15 protein-coding genes are annotated in these 12,224 nt (G+C 64.8%); 14 read left to right on the forward strand and 1 reads right to left on the reverse strand.

What is annotated here, in order from left to right; genetic code table 11:
• Window positions 1-4 precede the first annotated feature (4 nt).
• The 11 genes from rpmD to dsbD all read left to right on the forward strand — a co-directional run bounded on the left by rpmD (window position 5) and on the right by dsbD (window position 7,904).
• Entirely contained in the window at window positions 5-184 is a 180-nt protein-coding gene (gene rpmD / locus ACI1V7_RS18025; RefSeq protein ID WP_169434640.1) for a 50S ribosomal protein L30, read from the forward strand.
• A 27-nt stretch (window positions 185-211) separates the two neighbouring features.
• On the forward strand, window positions 212-643 hold the full coding sequence (rplO, locus tag ACI1V7_RS18030) for a 50S ribosomal protein L15 (RefSeq protein WP_290414978.1): 432 nt from the start codon (window positions 212-214) through the stop codon (window positions 641-643).
• 29 nt (window positions 644-672) lie between these two features.
• Window positions 673-2,007 carry a preprotein translocase subunit SecY gene (gene secY / locus ACI1V7_RS18035; protein WP_290414977.1) on the forward strand — a complete coding sequence of 445 codons (1,335 nt, stop codon included), beginning with the start codon at window positions 673-675 and terminating at the stop codon, window positions 2,005-2,007.
• A 32-nt stretch (window positions 2,008-2,039) separates the two neighbouring features.
• On the forward strand, window positions 2,040-2,258 hold the full coding sequence (gene infA / locus ACI1V7_RS18040) for a translation initiation factor IF-1 (RefSeq protein ID WP_005663428.1): 219 nt from the start codon (window positions 2,040-2,042) through the stop codon (window positions 2,256-2,258).
• Between the two features lie 37 nt (window positions 2,259-2,295).
• The gene (rpmJ, locus tag ACI1V7_RS18045; RefSeq protein WP_005663407.1) at window positions 2,296-2,409 is read left to right on the forward strand and encodes a 50S ribosomal protein L36; all 114 of its coding nucleotides are present in this window, start codon (window positions 2,296-2,298) and stop codon (window positions 2,407-2,409) included.
• A gap of 15 nt (window positions 2,410-2,424) precedes the next feature.
• The gene (rpsM, locus tag ACI1V7_RS18050) at window positions 2,425-2,790 is read left to right on the forward strand and encodes a 30S ribosomal protein S13 (RefSeq protein WP_169434637.1); all 366 of its coding nucleotides are present in this window, start codon (window positions 2,425-2,427) and stop codon (window positions 2,788-2,790) included.
• Window positions 2,791-2,804: 14 nt separating this feature from the next.
• Window positions 2,805-3,209, forward strand: a complete 405-nt coding sequence (gene rpsK, locus ACI1V7_RS18055; protein ID WP_135205915.1) for a 30S ribosomal protein S11 — start codon at window positions 2,805-2,807, stop codon at window positions 3,207-3,209.
• A gap of 243 nt (window positions 3,210-3,452) precedes the next feature.
• Window positions 3,453-4,076: a 30S ribosomal protein S4 gene (rpsD, locus tag ACI1V7_RS18060; protein WP_404533155.1), complete on the forward strand. Its 624-nt coding sequence runs from the start codon at window positions 3,453-3,455 to the stop codon at window positions 4,074-4,076.
• 237 nt (window positions 4,077-4,313) lie between these two features.
• Window positions 4,314-5,291: a DNA-directed RNA polymerase subunit alpha gene (locus tag ACI1V7_RS18065; RefSeq protein ID WP_290414974.1), complete on the forward strand. Its 978-nt coding sequence runs from the start codon at window positions 4,314-4,316 to the stop codon at window positions 5,289-5,291.
• Window positions 5,292-5,415: 124 nt separating this feature from the next.
• Window positions 5,416-5,811: a 50S ribosomal protein L17 gene (rplQ, locus tag ACI1V7_RS18070; RefSeq protein WP_290414973.1), complete on the forward strand. Its 396-nt coding sequence runs from the start codon at window positions 5,416-5,418 to the stop codon at window positions 5,809-5,811.
• Between the two features lie 188 nt (window positions 5,812-5,999).
• Window positions 6,000-7,904, forward strand: a complete 1,905-nt coding sequence (dsbD, locus tag ACI1V7_RS18075; protein WP_404533156.1) for a protein-disulfide reductase DsbD — start codon at window positions 6,000-6,002, stop codon at window positions 7,902-7,904.
• Window positions 7,905-7,983: 79 nt separating this feature from the next.
• Here dsbD and ACI1V7_RS18080 read toward each other — a convergent pair whose 3' ends face one another.
• Window positions 7,984-8,538: a Spy/CpxP family protein refolding chaperone gene (locus ACI1V7_RS18080; protein ID WP_404533157.1), complete on the reverse strand. Its 555-nt coding sequence runs from the start codon at window positions 8,536-8,538 to the stop codon at window positions 7,984-7,986.
• 251 nt (window positions 8,539-8,789) lie between these two features.
• Between ACI1V7_RS18080 and ACI1V7_RS18085 the strand changes: the two genes are divergently transcribed.
• From ACI1V7_RS18085 to ACI1V7_RS18095, 3 genes are all read left to right on the forward strand, one after another.
• The gene (locus tag ACI1V7_RS18085) at window positions 8,790-9,518 is read left to right on the forward strand and encodes a response regulator (RefSeq protein ID WP_404533158.1); all 729 of its coding nucleotides are present in this window, start codon (window positions 8,790-8,792) and stop codon (window positions 9,516-9,518) included.
• Window positions 9,515-10,882 carry an ATP-binding protein gene (locus ACI1V7_RS18090; protein ID WP_404533159.1) on the forward strand — a complete coding sequence of 456 codons (1,368 nt, stop codon included), beginning with the start codon at window positions 9,515-9,517 and terminating at the stop codon, window positions 10,880-10,882. Before ACI1V7_RS18085 ends, ACI1V7_RS18090 begins: the two co-directional genes overlap by 4 nt.
• A 140-nt stretch (window positions 10,883-11,022) precedes the next feature.
• Complete coding sequence (locus tag ACI1V7_RS18095; protein WP_404533160.1) at window positions 11,023-12,222, forward strand: efflux RND transporter periplasmic adaptor subunit; 1,200 nt, start codon at window positions 11,023-11,025, stop codon at window positions 12,220-12,222.
• The last annotated feature ends 2 nt before the right edge of the window (window positions 12,223-12,224 follow it).

The following is a 12,224-nucleotide window of genomic DNA, read 5'->3' on the forward strand; positions in this document are numbered from 1 at the left end:
TACCATGGCAAACACCGTTAAAGTCAAGCTGGTCAAAGGCCTGATCGGTACCCGTCAGGATCACCGCGCCACCGTGCGCGGTCTGGGTCTGCGTCGTGTCAACTCGGTCTCCGAGCTGCAGGACACCCCGTCGGTCCGCGGCATGATCAACAAGGTCAGCTACCTCGTTAAAGTTGTCGACTAAGCCGCGGCTTGGTCAACGGAGAAAATAATGCAACTCAATACCATCCAACCAGCAGACGGCGCCAAGCACGCTAAGCGCCGCGTCGGTCGCGGTATCGGCTCGGGCCTGGGCAAGACTGCCGGCCGCGGTCACAAGGGTCAGAAATCGCGTTCGGGCGGCTTCCACAAAGTCGGCTTCGAAGGCGGTCAGATGCCTCTGCAGCGTCGTCTGCCGAAGCGCGGCTTCAAGTCCCTGAACGCTTCGTTCAAGGCGGAAGTGCGCCTGTCGGACCTGAACAACCTGGCCGTCGGCGACATCGACATCCTGGTGCTCAAGCAAGCCGGCGTGCTGCCGGTCGTCGCTCGCGACGTGCGCGTGATCCTGTCGGGCGAAATCACCAAGGCGGTGAACCTGAAAGGCATCAAGGCCACCGCTGGCGCGAAGGCAGCGATCGAAGCAGCTGGCGGCTCGGTCGCGTAAGCGCGACCGCTGCCTGATCGGAGCAAAAATTGGCGACTAATTCACAACTTGGTAAAAGTGCCGCTTCCGGCTTCCCCTGGGGCCGGTTGTGGTTCTTGCTTGGCGCATTGGTCGTGTACCGTATCGGTGCTCATATCCCGGTCCCCGGGATTGACCCGGTCGCCATGGCCCAGCTGTTCAAGCAGAACGAGGGCGGCATCCTGGGCATGTTCAACATGTTCTCCGGTGGTGCCCTGTCCCGCTTTGCCGTGTTCGCACTTGGCATTACGCCGTACATTTCGGCTTCGATCATCATGCAGCTGGTGTCGATCGTCTCGCCGCAGATGGAGGCACTGAAGAAAGAGGGCGAGGCCGGTCGCCGCAAGATCACCCAGTACACCCGTTACTTCACGGTCGTGCTGGCTCTGTTCCAGGCGTTCGGCATCGCAGTCGCGCTGGAAGCGCAGCAAGGCCTGGTCATCGACCCGGGCGTGGCTTTCCGCTTCGTGACCGTCACGACCCTGCTGACCGGCACCATGTTCCTCATGTGGCTGGGCGAGCAGATCACCGAGCGCGGTCTTGGCAACGGTATCTCGATCATCATTTTTGCCGGTATCGCAGCCGGTCTGCCGAACGCACTGGGTAGCTTGTTCACCCTGGTGTCGAACGGTTCGATCAGCAGCTTCGCCGCAATCTTCATCGTGATTCTGGTGGCCCTCGTGACCTACGCGGTCGTGTTCGTCGAACGCGGCCAGCGCAAGATCCTGGTGAATTACGCGAAACGCCAGGTCGGTAACAAGATCTACGGTGGCCAATCCAGCCACCTGCCGTTGAAGTTGAACATGGCCGGCGTGATCCCGCCGATCTTCGCTTCTTCGATCATCCTGTTCCCGGCCACGATCGTCGACTGGTTCACGCGCGGCAAGGACACCAATAACCCGTTCATCGGGTTCTTGAAGGACCTTGCGGCGTCGTTGACCGCCGGCGAGCCGATCCACGCGTTGCTGTATGCGGTGGCGATCGTGTTCTTCTGCTTCTTCTACACGGCGCTGGTATTCAACAGCAAGGAGACGGCGGACAACTTGAAGAAGAGCGGCGCCTTCGTTCCGGGCATCCGTCCGGGCGAGCAGACTGCGCGCTACATCGACAAGATCCTGATGCGCCTGACCCTCGCCGGTGCGGTCTATATCACGGCAGTGTGCCTGTTGCCGGAGTTCCTGCAGAGCCAGTGGAAAGTTCCTTTCTACTTCGGCGGAACCTCGCTCCTGATCATCGTGGTCGTCACGATGGACTTCATGGCGCAAGTGCAGAACTACGTCATGTCGCAGCAATATGAATCGCTGCTGCGCAAGGCAAATTTCAAGGGCGGCATCCCGTCGCGTTAAGCGCGGGACGCAACCAGGAGTGATCAGACCGAATGGCAAAAGACGACGTCATCCAAATGCAAGGGGAGATTCTCGAGAATCTCCCGAACGCGACCTTTCGCGTGAAGCTGGAAAATGGGCACGTGGTGTTAGGACACATCTCGGGTAAAATGCGGATGAATTACATCCGCATTCTTCCGGGTGACAAGGTAACGGTGGAACTGACCCCGTATGACTTGTCCCGGGCCCGCATCGTGTTCCGCACCAAGTAAAAGTAATCAAGTTATCGAATCTGGAAGAGAGTGCAAAATGAAAGTTAACGCTTCAGTCAAGCGGATCTGCCGCAACTGCAAGATCATCAAGCGCAAGGGCGTGGTCCGTGTGATCTGCGTCGAGCCGCGTCACAAGCAGCGTCAAGGTTAATACGAGGAATAACGAATGGCACGTATTGCAGGGGTCAACGTCCCCAATCATCAGCACACCGTCATCGGCCTGACGGCGATCTACGGTATCGGTCGCACCCGCTCGCAGCAGATCTGCGCTTCGACTGGCGTTGCTACCAACAAGAAGGTCAAGGATCTGGACGACAACGAACTGGAAAAGCTGCGTGACGCAGTTGGCAAGTTCGTGGTCGAAGGCGATCTGCGCCGTGAGCTGTCCATGAACATCAAGCGTCTGATGGACCTGGGCTGCTACCGTGGCATGCGTCACCGCAAGGGCCTGCCGGTCCGCGGCCAGCGCACCCGTACCAATGCACGTACCCGCAAGGGCCCGCGCAAGGCAGCTCAATCGCTCAAGAAATAATCTAGGAACTGACCATGGCTAAGCAACAAAGCTCGGCGGCAGCAGCACGCGTCCGCAAGAAAGTCAAAAAGAACGTCGCTGAAGGCATCGCACACGTCCACGCATCGTTCAACAACACCATCATCACGATCACCGATCGTCAGGGCAATGCTCTGTCGTGGGCGACTTCCGGCGGCGCCGGCTTCAAGGGTTCGCGTAAATCGACCCCGTTCGCAGCGCAGGTTGCTGCCGAAGCTGCTGGCAAGGTCGCTCAGGAATACGGCGTGAAGAACCTGGAAGTGCGCATCAAGGGCCCGGGCCCGGGCCGTGAGTCGGCTGTGCGCGCGCTGAACAACCTGGGCATCAAGATCACCGAGATCCAGGACGTGACGCCGGTTCCGCACAACGGCTGCCGTCCGCCGAAGCGTCGTCGTATCTAATCCCGATCGGCGGCCTGGCCGCCTGTCGTGAAGACGATACGCCGCGTGATCGTGGTATCGCACCCGCCGGTGCAGTTGGCCCAGAAATGGGTTATACTGCCCGGCTATTGTCGCCTTGGCCTTCCGGCCCGGGCGGTTTTTACAAGCCACGTCCGGTCTCATGCAGAGCTGGACTAGCGCCTGTTGTGGATTTTATAGGAATCCGCTTCCGGGGCGTGATCATTCAAATAAAGGAAGTTTAACGTGGCACGTTATATCGGACCAAAAGCAAAACTGTCGCGCCGTGAAGGCACCGACCTGTTCCTGAAGAGCGCACGCCGCTCGCTCGACTCCAAGTGCAAGCTGGACGTCAAGCCGGGCCAGCACGGCGTCAAGTCGGGCCAGCGTACCTCGGACTACGGCAACCAGCTGCGCGAAAAGCAGAAGGTCAAGCGCATGTACGGCATCCTGGAGCGCCAGTTCCGCCGCTACTTCGCCGAAGCGTCGCGCCGCAAGGGCAACACCGGTGAAACCCTGCTGAAGCTGCTGGAAGGCCGCCTCGACAACGTCGCCTACCGCATGGGCTTCGGTTCGACCCGCGCCGAAGCACGCCAGCTGGTGAGCCACAAGGCCTTCACCGTCAACGGCAACGTCGTGAACATCGCTTCGTACCAGGTCAAGACCGGCGACGTCGTCGCTGTCCGCGAAAAGGCCAAGAAGCAAGTGCGTATCGCCGAAGCGCTGTCGCTGGCTGAACAAGTCGGCTTCCCGAGCTGGGTCTCGGTCGATGCCAAGAAGTTCGAAGGCACCTTCCGTGCATTCCCGGAGCGTAACGAGATCGCTGCCGACGTCAACGAAGCACTGATCGTCGAACTGTACTCGCGTTGATTGACAAAAGCGGGCGGCGCGAGCCGTCCGCTTTTGTCACCCCTGCGCAGGCAGGGGCCCAATTTCGAGCAGCGATTACGCTTGCAGAAATTGGGTCCCTGCCTTCGCAGGGACGACGGAGTCGTGCTCCGTCCAACCACAGAATTCGTTGTACCGCCCGCCATCGCAGCGGGCGTTTCTACTGATGCCATCAGCCTTATCGGTGTAACGAGCCGAGGGTATTGAAAAGGACATTTCATGCAAAATAGTTTGTTGAAGCCACGTATCATCGACGTCGAAGCACTGGGCGCCGGCCACGCGAAAGTCGTGATGGAGCCGTTCGAGCGTGGTTACGGTCACACCCTGGGCAACGCGCTGCGTCGCGTGCTGCTGTCGTCGATGGTCGGCTATGCACCGACCGAAGTGACGATCGCCGGTGTCGTGCACGAGTACTCGTCGCTGGATGGCGTGCAGGAAGACGTCGTCGACCTGCTGCTGAACCTGAAGGGCGTGGTCTTCAAGGTCCACAACCGCGACTCCGTCACGCTGACCCTCAAGAAGGAAGGCGAAGGCCCGGTCCTGGCATCGGACATCGACCTGCCGCATGATGTCGAACTGATCAACCCGGAACACGTGATCGCCCACCTGACCGCCGGCGGCAAGCTGGACATGCAGATCAAGGTCGAGAAGGGCCGCGGCTATGTGCCGGGTAACGTGCGCCGCCTGTCGGAAGACACCAACAAGACCATCGGCCGCATCATCCTGGACGCCTCGTTCTCGCCGGTGCGCCGCGTGTCGTATGCCGTGGAATCGGCCCGTGTCGAGCAGCGTACCGACCTGGACAAGCTGATCATCAACATCGAGACCAACGGCGTCATCACGCCGGAAGAAGCGATCCGCCAGTCGGCCCGCGTGCTGGTCGACCAGCTGAACGTGTTCGCCGCCCTGGAAGGCACCGAAGCCGCCGCGGAAGCCCCGTCGCGCGCGCCGCTGGTCGATCCGATCCTGCTGCGTCCGGTGGACGACCTGGAACTGACCGTCCGTTCGGCGAACTGCCTGAAGGCCGAGAACATCTACTACATCGGCGACCTGATCCAGCGTTCGGAAAACGAACTGCTGAAGACCCCGAACCTGGGTCGCAAGTCGCTGAACGAGATCAAGGAAGTTCTCGCGTCGCGCGGCCTGACCCTGGGCATGAAGCTGGAAAACTGGCCGCCTGCAGGTCTGGAAAAGTAATTTTGCACTACCTGCCCGGGCAATGGCGTCCGGGCAGTTTTCAACTTAGAACCGGTCCGCGTCCTCGCGCGCAAGCGCTCGGACGATCGAAGAACTGGATTTAAAACACTCGAAAGGAACTACCATGCGTCACCGTCACGGCCTTCGCAAGCTGAACCGTACTTCGTCCCACCGCCTGGCCATGCTGCGCAACATGACCGTTTCGCTGCTGCGTCACGAAGCGATCAAGACCACGCTGCCGAAAGCCAAGGAACTGCGTAAAGTCGTCGAGCCGATCATCACCCTGGCCAAGAACGACACCCTGGCAAACAAGCGCCTGGCTTTCTCGCGTCTGCGTGACCGCGAAATCGTCCAGAAGCTGTTCGCTGAAATCGGCCCGCGTTACAACGCGCGTCCGGGCGGCTACATCCGTATCCTGAAGATGGGCTTCCGCGTCGGCGACAACGCACCGATGGCATACGTCGAGCTGGTGGACCGTCCGGAAGTCGGCGCTGCAGAAGACGCACCGACCGCCGAGTAATCCACTCAGCGTCAATGAAAACCAGGCTCCGCGCCTGGTTTTTTTTCGTCCGTGCGACGGGCCGGCTGCCCGATCGTCTCATCCGCTTTGCCGAAGCGCTCGACCTGGCTGCGCCGTGGCCGTCAGCCGTGCAGCAGGGCCACCGGCGGTGTACCATGCTGCTGCGCCGAAACCAATCCTGTCGATCCATGTCCCTTTTCCGCATTCCGCTTCGCTCCCTGCCGGTCCTGTTCGCCGTGCTGCTGTCCCTGCTGGCCATCGTCGCGCCCGCGCGCGCCGACGACGATTTCCTGCCGCCCGAGCAGGCGTTCAAGCTCTCCGCGCGCATGCTCGACGCGCACACGGCCGTCGTCAGCTACGCGATCGCCGACGGCTACTACATGTACCGCGAGCGTTTCAAGTTCACGGCCACGGGCGCGACGCTGGGCGAGCCCGCCATCCCGGCCGGCAAGGTGAAGTTCGACGAGACGTTCCAGAAGGATGTCGAGACCTACCACAAGGGCGTCGAGATCCGCATCCCGGTGCAGGGCAGCGGCCCCTTCACGCTGAACGTGACAGGGCAGGGCTGCGCCGACAAGGGCCTGTGCTATCCGCCCCAGGACGCCTCCGTGCAGCTCGTGGCCGGCGTCGGCGGCACGGCCCAGCCGGCCTTGCCGATCGGCGCCGGCGCCGCGCCTGCCGGCCAGTCCACCGCGCCCGGCGCACAGGGCTTCGCGCTGCCGGGCCAGGCAGCACAGGCCCCGGCGCCGGTCGATACGCCGTCCGCAGCCCAGGGCACCACCGTTCCGGTACAGGGTGCGGCGGCGCCTTCCGAACTCTCCGGCATCGGCGCGCTGCTGCAGGGCGGCCGCCTGCTGGCCATCGTGCCCGCCTTCGTGCTGCTCGGCCTGGGCCTGGCGTTCACACCCTGCGTGCTGCCGATGGTGCCGATCCTGTCCTCGATCATCGTCGGCGAAGGCAAGGACGTGAAGCGCGCGCGCGGCTTCGTGCTGTCGCTCGCGTATTCGCTCGGCATGGCCATCGTCTACACGCTGCTGGGCGTGGCGGCGGGCCTGCTCGGCGAAGGCCTGGCCGCGGCGCTGCAGAACCCGTGGGTGCTGGGCGCGTTCGCCATCCTCATCGCGGCGATGGCCCTGTCGATGTTCGACGTCTACCAGCTGCAGGTGCCGGCCGCGCTGCAGACCCGGCTGTCCACGGCCTCGGGCCGCCAGTCGTCCGGCAAGCTGGCCGGCGTGTTCGTGATGGGCGCGATCTCGGCGCTGATCGTCGGCCCCTGCGTGGCCGCGCCGCTGGCCGGCGCCCTCGTCTACATCAGCCAGACGCGCAACGTGCTGGTCGGCGGCGCCGCGCTGTTCGCGATGGCGATCGGCATGAGCATCCCGCTGCTGCTGGTGGGCCTGTCGGCCGGTTCGCTGCTGCCGCGCGCCGGCATGTGGATGGAATCGGTCAAGCGCTTCTTCGGCGTGCTGATGCTGGCGATGGCGATCTGGATGGTCACGCCCGTGCTGCCGGGCCTGGCGCAGATGCTGCTGTGGGCAGCGTTGCTGCTCGGCTACGGCTTTTATCTCGTGCGTGGCCACGGGGCAGGGAAGAAGGCGCACTGGGCGGCGCTGGCGCTGGGCACGGCGGCCGTCGTCGTCGGCGCGACCCAGCTGGTCGGCCTGGTGAGCGGCGCGCGCGACCCGTTCGCGCCGCTGGCCCGCTTCACGGGGGGCGCCCCGGCGCACCAGCCGCTCGCGTTCACCCGCATCAAGACCGTCGCCCAGCTCGACGCCGCCCTGGCCGCCAACGCCGCCACCGGCAAGACGGCCATGCTCGACTTCTACGCCGACTGGTGCGTGTCCTGCAAGGAGATGGAAAAGCTGACCTTCGTCGACCCGGCCGTCAAGGCGCGCCTGGCGAACACGCTGCTGCTGCAGGTTGACGTCACCGCCAACGACGGCGACGACCGCGCGATGCTCAAGCGTTTCGGCCTGTTCGGGCCGCCGGGGATCATCCTGTTCGGCAAAGATGGGCAGGAGATCCCGGACAGCCGCGTGATCGGCTACCAGGATACGGGCAAGTTCCTGGGCTCGCTCGGAAAACTTCAGTAACACCTGCAAGGACGATCTTTACGTCCATGCGAAAAAAAACGGACACCCGCGGGTGTCCGTTGTTCATGGCGACGGCGGATCAGCCGCGCGCCGTATCGCCGCTGCGGCCCTGGCCGTTCCCCTGCCAGCCGCCGGGGCCGCGGTGGAAGCGGTGCTGCATGCGCGCCGCCTTGGCGTCGAACGTCTGCTTCTGCTCCGGCGTCAGCACGGCGTAGAAGTCGTTCAGCGCACCGAGGCGCTGCTCCATGGCCGCCGTGCGCCGCTTCTGGCGCTCGATGGCCTTGGCCATGCGCTCGGGCGCCGACAGCTTGGCCATGGCGGCGCGGTCCGGACGCGGGCCGTGCTGGCCGCGGGCAGGCGGCTGCATCGAGGCGACGAAGGCGTTCCAGGCCTGTTCCTGGGCCGGGGTGATCTTGAGCTCGTCGTGCAGCTTGGCGACGCGCTTGGCGCGGAACTCGGCGCGCTGTTCCGGCGTCAGTTTCGGGCCGTGGCCGAAGCGGCCCTGGTGCTCGGCCTTGGGGTGGCCCTGGTCCTGGGCCGCCGGGGCGGCGGTCTGGGCGTGCGCGCCGATGGCGGCCGCGCCCAGCGACAGGGCAGCGAGTGCGGTAACGATGGATTTGCGCATGGTAGTCATCTCTTTTTCCTAGTCAGGTTGAACGCGGCGGCGGCCATGGAATATGGCCGCAAGGCGCCGTGAATCTGCGCGCAACGTGCGCCGGGAAGGGCGTCGGAACGTGTGCGGCATGTGTCCATCTTCGAGGGAAAATGTAAGCACGGCGTGTCCGCTGTCGCGCTCTTTGTATCAATTTGTTTCCCTATGCCATCCTTATACACATCGATACAAAGATGCTGTTCAGGGGCCGCGCCAGCCGCGATAATGATGTCATGGACACACCATCTACCATTCTGATCGTCGACGACGACCGCGATATCCGCTCCCTCCTGGCCGACTACCTGGAGGCGAACGGCTATCGCGCGCTGGCGGCCGCCGATGGCAATGCGATGTGGAAGCTCCTCGACGAGTCGCGCCCCGACCTGATCGTGCTCGACCTGAACCTGCCGGGCGACGACGGGCTCACGCTGTGCCGCAAGCTGCGCGCGCACTCGACGCTGCCCGTGATCATGCTCACGGCGCGCAACGAGCCGCTCGACCGCATCCTCGGCCTCGAGATGGGCGCCGACGACTACCTGCCCAAGCCGTTCGAACCGCGCGAGCTGCTGGCGCGCATCCGCAGCGTGCTGCGCCGCAGCCACGCGATGCCGCCCAACTCCCAGGTCGAGAACGTCCAGCAGATGAAGTTCTCCGGCTGGACGCTGGACCTGACGGCGCGCCACCTGGTCAATCCGCAGGGCGTGATCATCATGCTGTCGGGCGCCGAGTTCCGCCTGCTGCGCGTCTTCCTCGAACACCCGAACCGCGTGCTCAACCGCGACCAGCTGCTGAACCTGACGCAGGGCCGCGACGCCGACCCGTTCGACCGCTCGATCGACATCCAGATCAGCCGCCTGCGCCAGAAGCTGGGCGAGGATGCGCGCATGCCGCAGATTATCAAGACGGTGCGCAACGGCGGCTACGTGCTGGCCGGCCAGGTGACGGTGGAGCCGGGCGCGTGAGAGCCTTCCTCGGCTCGATGACGGGCCGCGTGTTCGCCACCCTGCTGCTGGGGATCCTGCTCACCGCCGCGCTCACGCAGCTGCTCGCCGATGCCGAGCGCCAGCGCGTGATCGAAACCTACCGCGACCAGCACCTGCTCGACCGTGCCGAGCAACTGATCATGGCGACCGAGATCGTCCCCGAATCGGCCCGTCCTTCCTACCTCGACATCGCCAACCGTCCCGGGCTGCTGCTCAAGGACGTCGCCGGCGCGGCCGGTATCCCGGCGCCGGCCCAGAGCGCCTTCGCCAGGCAGCTGGCGGCGCGCCTCGGGCCGCGCTACGAACTGCGCTCGCTGGTCGAGCGCCCCGAGCAGTGCGGCATCGGCTACGAGCAGCCGGTCGTGTTCGGCCTGCTGAGCATGACCTGGCGCGGCACCTGCGAGAACATCAGCGTGCGCCTGCGCGACGGCGACGAACTGCGCCTGTCGGTGCTGCCGCCGCGCTCCGTCACGGGCCCGGAACGCACCGACTACACGACCGCCATCGCGCTGCTGCTGCTCAGCGTGGCCTTCCTGGCCTACCTGGTGGCGCGCATGACCACGCGCCCGCTCAAGCAGCTGGCGCAGGCCGCGAAAAACCTCGGCAACGACATCAACCACCCGCCGCTGGACCTGACCGGCGCCGACGAGATCCGCCAGGCCAGCGCCGCCTTCAACGCGATGCAGGCGCGCATTCGCCAGTACATCTTCCAGCGCACCCAGATGCTGGCCGCCATCACCCACGACCTGCAGACGCCGCTCACGCGCTTGCGCCTGCGCCTGGAAAAGGTCAACGAGCCGGACCTGCAGGAACGCCTGATCGGCGACCTGTCGGCGATGCAGCAGATGGTGCGCGAGGGCCTGGACCTGGCGCGCAGCATGGACACCACCGAGACCATGCAGATGCTCGACCTCGACTCGCTGCTGGATTCGGTCTGCGCCGACGCCGCCGACGCCCAGCAGCGCGTCAGCCTGTCCGGCCACGCCGGCATGGCGCTGCTGGGCCGGCCGCTCGATTTGCGGCGCTGCCTCGTCAACCTGATCGACAACGCCGTCAAGTACGGCCATGCGGCCAAGGTGACGGTGGACCGCATCAACGGCGCTGCCCGCATCCGCATCCGCGACGCCGGCCCCGGCATCCCGGAAGCGGAGCTGGCGCGCGTGTTCGACCCGTTCTACCGCGTCGAGACGTCGCGCTCGCGCGAATCCGGCGGCACCGGCCTCGGCTTGACGATTGCGCGCAACATCGCCGAGCAGCACGGGGGCAGCATCGCACTCGCCAACCACCCGGAAGGCGGCCTGGAAGTGACGTTGATGTTGCCGGAATACTACCCGGGAAAGTAATTCTACCTACAGCAACATTCCGACATATTGCCGTCATGCCCGTATGCGACAATCGCCGCCGGGTATTGACGTCGACATCCGGCAATGCCCTCATCGCATAAGAACGAGCCTGGCACAGAGCACCGGGCAGAGGGAGTGGAATGAAACACAAGAACATCGCACTGGTCGCCGCCGTCGTCGCCGTCGGCGCCGGGGGCTGGTACGTGAACCATCATAGCGGCGCGCAGCCGGAAGCGCTGGTCGCCAAGCCGGGCAAGGGCCACGGCGAACAGCCGCCAGCCGTCGTCAACGTAGTGCCGTCGCAACGCCAGGACGTGCCGGTGCTGCAGCAGGCCAACGGCACCGTGACGCCGATCCGCACCGTCGACCTGCATCCGCAGACCACGGCCACGATCCGCGAAGTGCACATCAAGGAAGGCCAGTTCGTGCAGCAGGGACAATTGCTGTTCTCGCTCGACGACCGCGCCGACCGCGCCAACCTCGACAAGGCCCAGGCCCAGGTGGAGCGCGACCGCGCCCAGCTGGCCGACTTGGAGCGCCAGTACAAGCGCAGCCAGGACCTGTTCGCGCAAAAATACATCGCCCAGAGCGCCGTCGACACGCTGCGCGCCCAGGTCGACGGGGCCAAGGCCACGCTGCAGTCGGACATCGCCGCCGCGCGCGCCAGCAGCGTCGCCACCAGCTACACGGCCATCCACGCGCCCATGTCCGGCCGCGTGGGCGGCATCAACGTCTATCCGGGCAGCCTGGTGCAGCCGTCCACCTCGCTGACCACCGTCACCCAGCTCGACCCGATCACGGTCGCCTTCACGCTGCCCGAGTCCGCGCTGCCGGCGCTGCTGGCCGCGCAAAAGCGCGGCAAGGTCGAGGTGCAGGCATTGCCCGGCGCCGACCTGGCGCCCGTGAAGGGCCAGCTCAGCTTCGTCGACAACACGGTCGACCCGATGGCCGGCACCATCCGCGTGAAGGCCGAGTTCGACAACCGCGACACCACGCTGTGGCCGGGCCAGTACGTGAACACCAGGGTCACCGTGCAGACGCTGAAGAATGCCGTGGTGGTGCCGCAGACGGCGATCATCACGAACGCCACCGGAACCTTCGTGTACGTGCTGGACAAGGACCCGCATCAAGCTTATTCGGCGAAGCAGGTCGCTGTGCAGCGCCTGTACGGCTTCGGGCCGGACGCGGCCGTGTCCGGCCTGAGCGGCAGCGAGCAGGTGATCACCGACGGCAAGCAGAACGTGCGCCCGGGCGGCAAGGTGCGCCTGGTCCAGGAGCTGGACAAGGACCACGGCGGCAACAAGGACCGCGCCACCACCGTCGCCGCCAACAAAAGCTGAGC

Source organism: Massilia paldalensis (genome assembly GCF_044901715.1).
Classification (GTDB): domain Bacteria; phylum Pseudomonadota; class Gammaproteobacteria; order Burkholderiales; family Burkholderiaceae_D; genus Telluria; species Telluria paldalensis.

Excerpts from the sequence above, each read along its gene's own strand:
- ACI1V7_RS18095 (WP_404533160.1), top strand. The coding sequence starts at position 11,023 with ATGAAACACAAGAACATCGCACTGGTCGCCGCCGTCGTCGCCGTCGGC.
- rpsK (WP_135205915.1), top strand. The coding sequence starts at position 2,805 with ATGGCTAAGCAACAAAGCTCGGCGGCAGCAGCACGCGTCCGCAAGAAA.
- dsbD (WP_404533156.1), top strand. The coding sequence starts at position 6,000 with ATGTCCCTTTTCCGCATTCCGCTTCGCTCCCTGCCGGTCCTGTTCGCC.
- ACI1V7_RS18065 (WP_290414974.1), top strand. The coding sequence starts at position 4,314 with ATGCAAAATAGTTTGTTGAAGCCACGTATCATCGACGTCGAAGCACTG.
- infA (WP_005663428.1), top strand. The coding sequence starts at position 2,040 with ATGGCAAAAGACGACGTCATCCAAATGCAAGGGGAGATTCTCGAGAAT.
- ACI1V7_RS18085 (WP_404533158.1), top strand. The coding sequence starts at position 8,790 with ATGGACACACCATCTACCATTCTGATCGTCGACGACGACCGCGATATC.
- rplO (WP_290414978.1), top strand. The coding sequence starts at position 212 with ATGCAACTCAATACCATCCAACCAGCAGACGGCGCCAAGCACGCTAAG.
- rpmD (WP_169434640.1), top strand. The coding sequence starts at position 5 with ATGGCAAACACCGTTAAAGTCAAGCTGGTCAAAGGCCTGATCGGTACC.
- rpsM (WP_169434637.1), top strand. The coding sequence starts at position 2,425 with ATGGCACGTATTGCAGGGGTCAACGTCCCCAATCATCAGCACACCGTC.
- rpmJ (WP_005663407.1), top strand. The coding sequence starts at position 2,296 with ATGAAAGTTAACGCTTCAGTCAAGCGGATCTGCCGCAACTGCAAGATC.
- ACI1V7_RS18080 (WP_404533157.1), bottom strand. The coding sequence starts at position 8,538 with ATGACTACCATGCGCAAATCCATCGTTACCGCACTCGCTGCCCTGTCG.
- rplQ (WP_290414973.1), top strand. The coding sequence starts at position 5,416 with ATGCGTCACCGTCACGGCCTTCGCAAGCTGAACCGTACTTCGTCCCAC.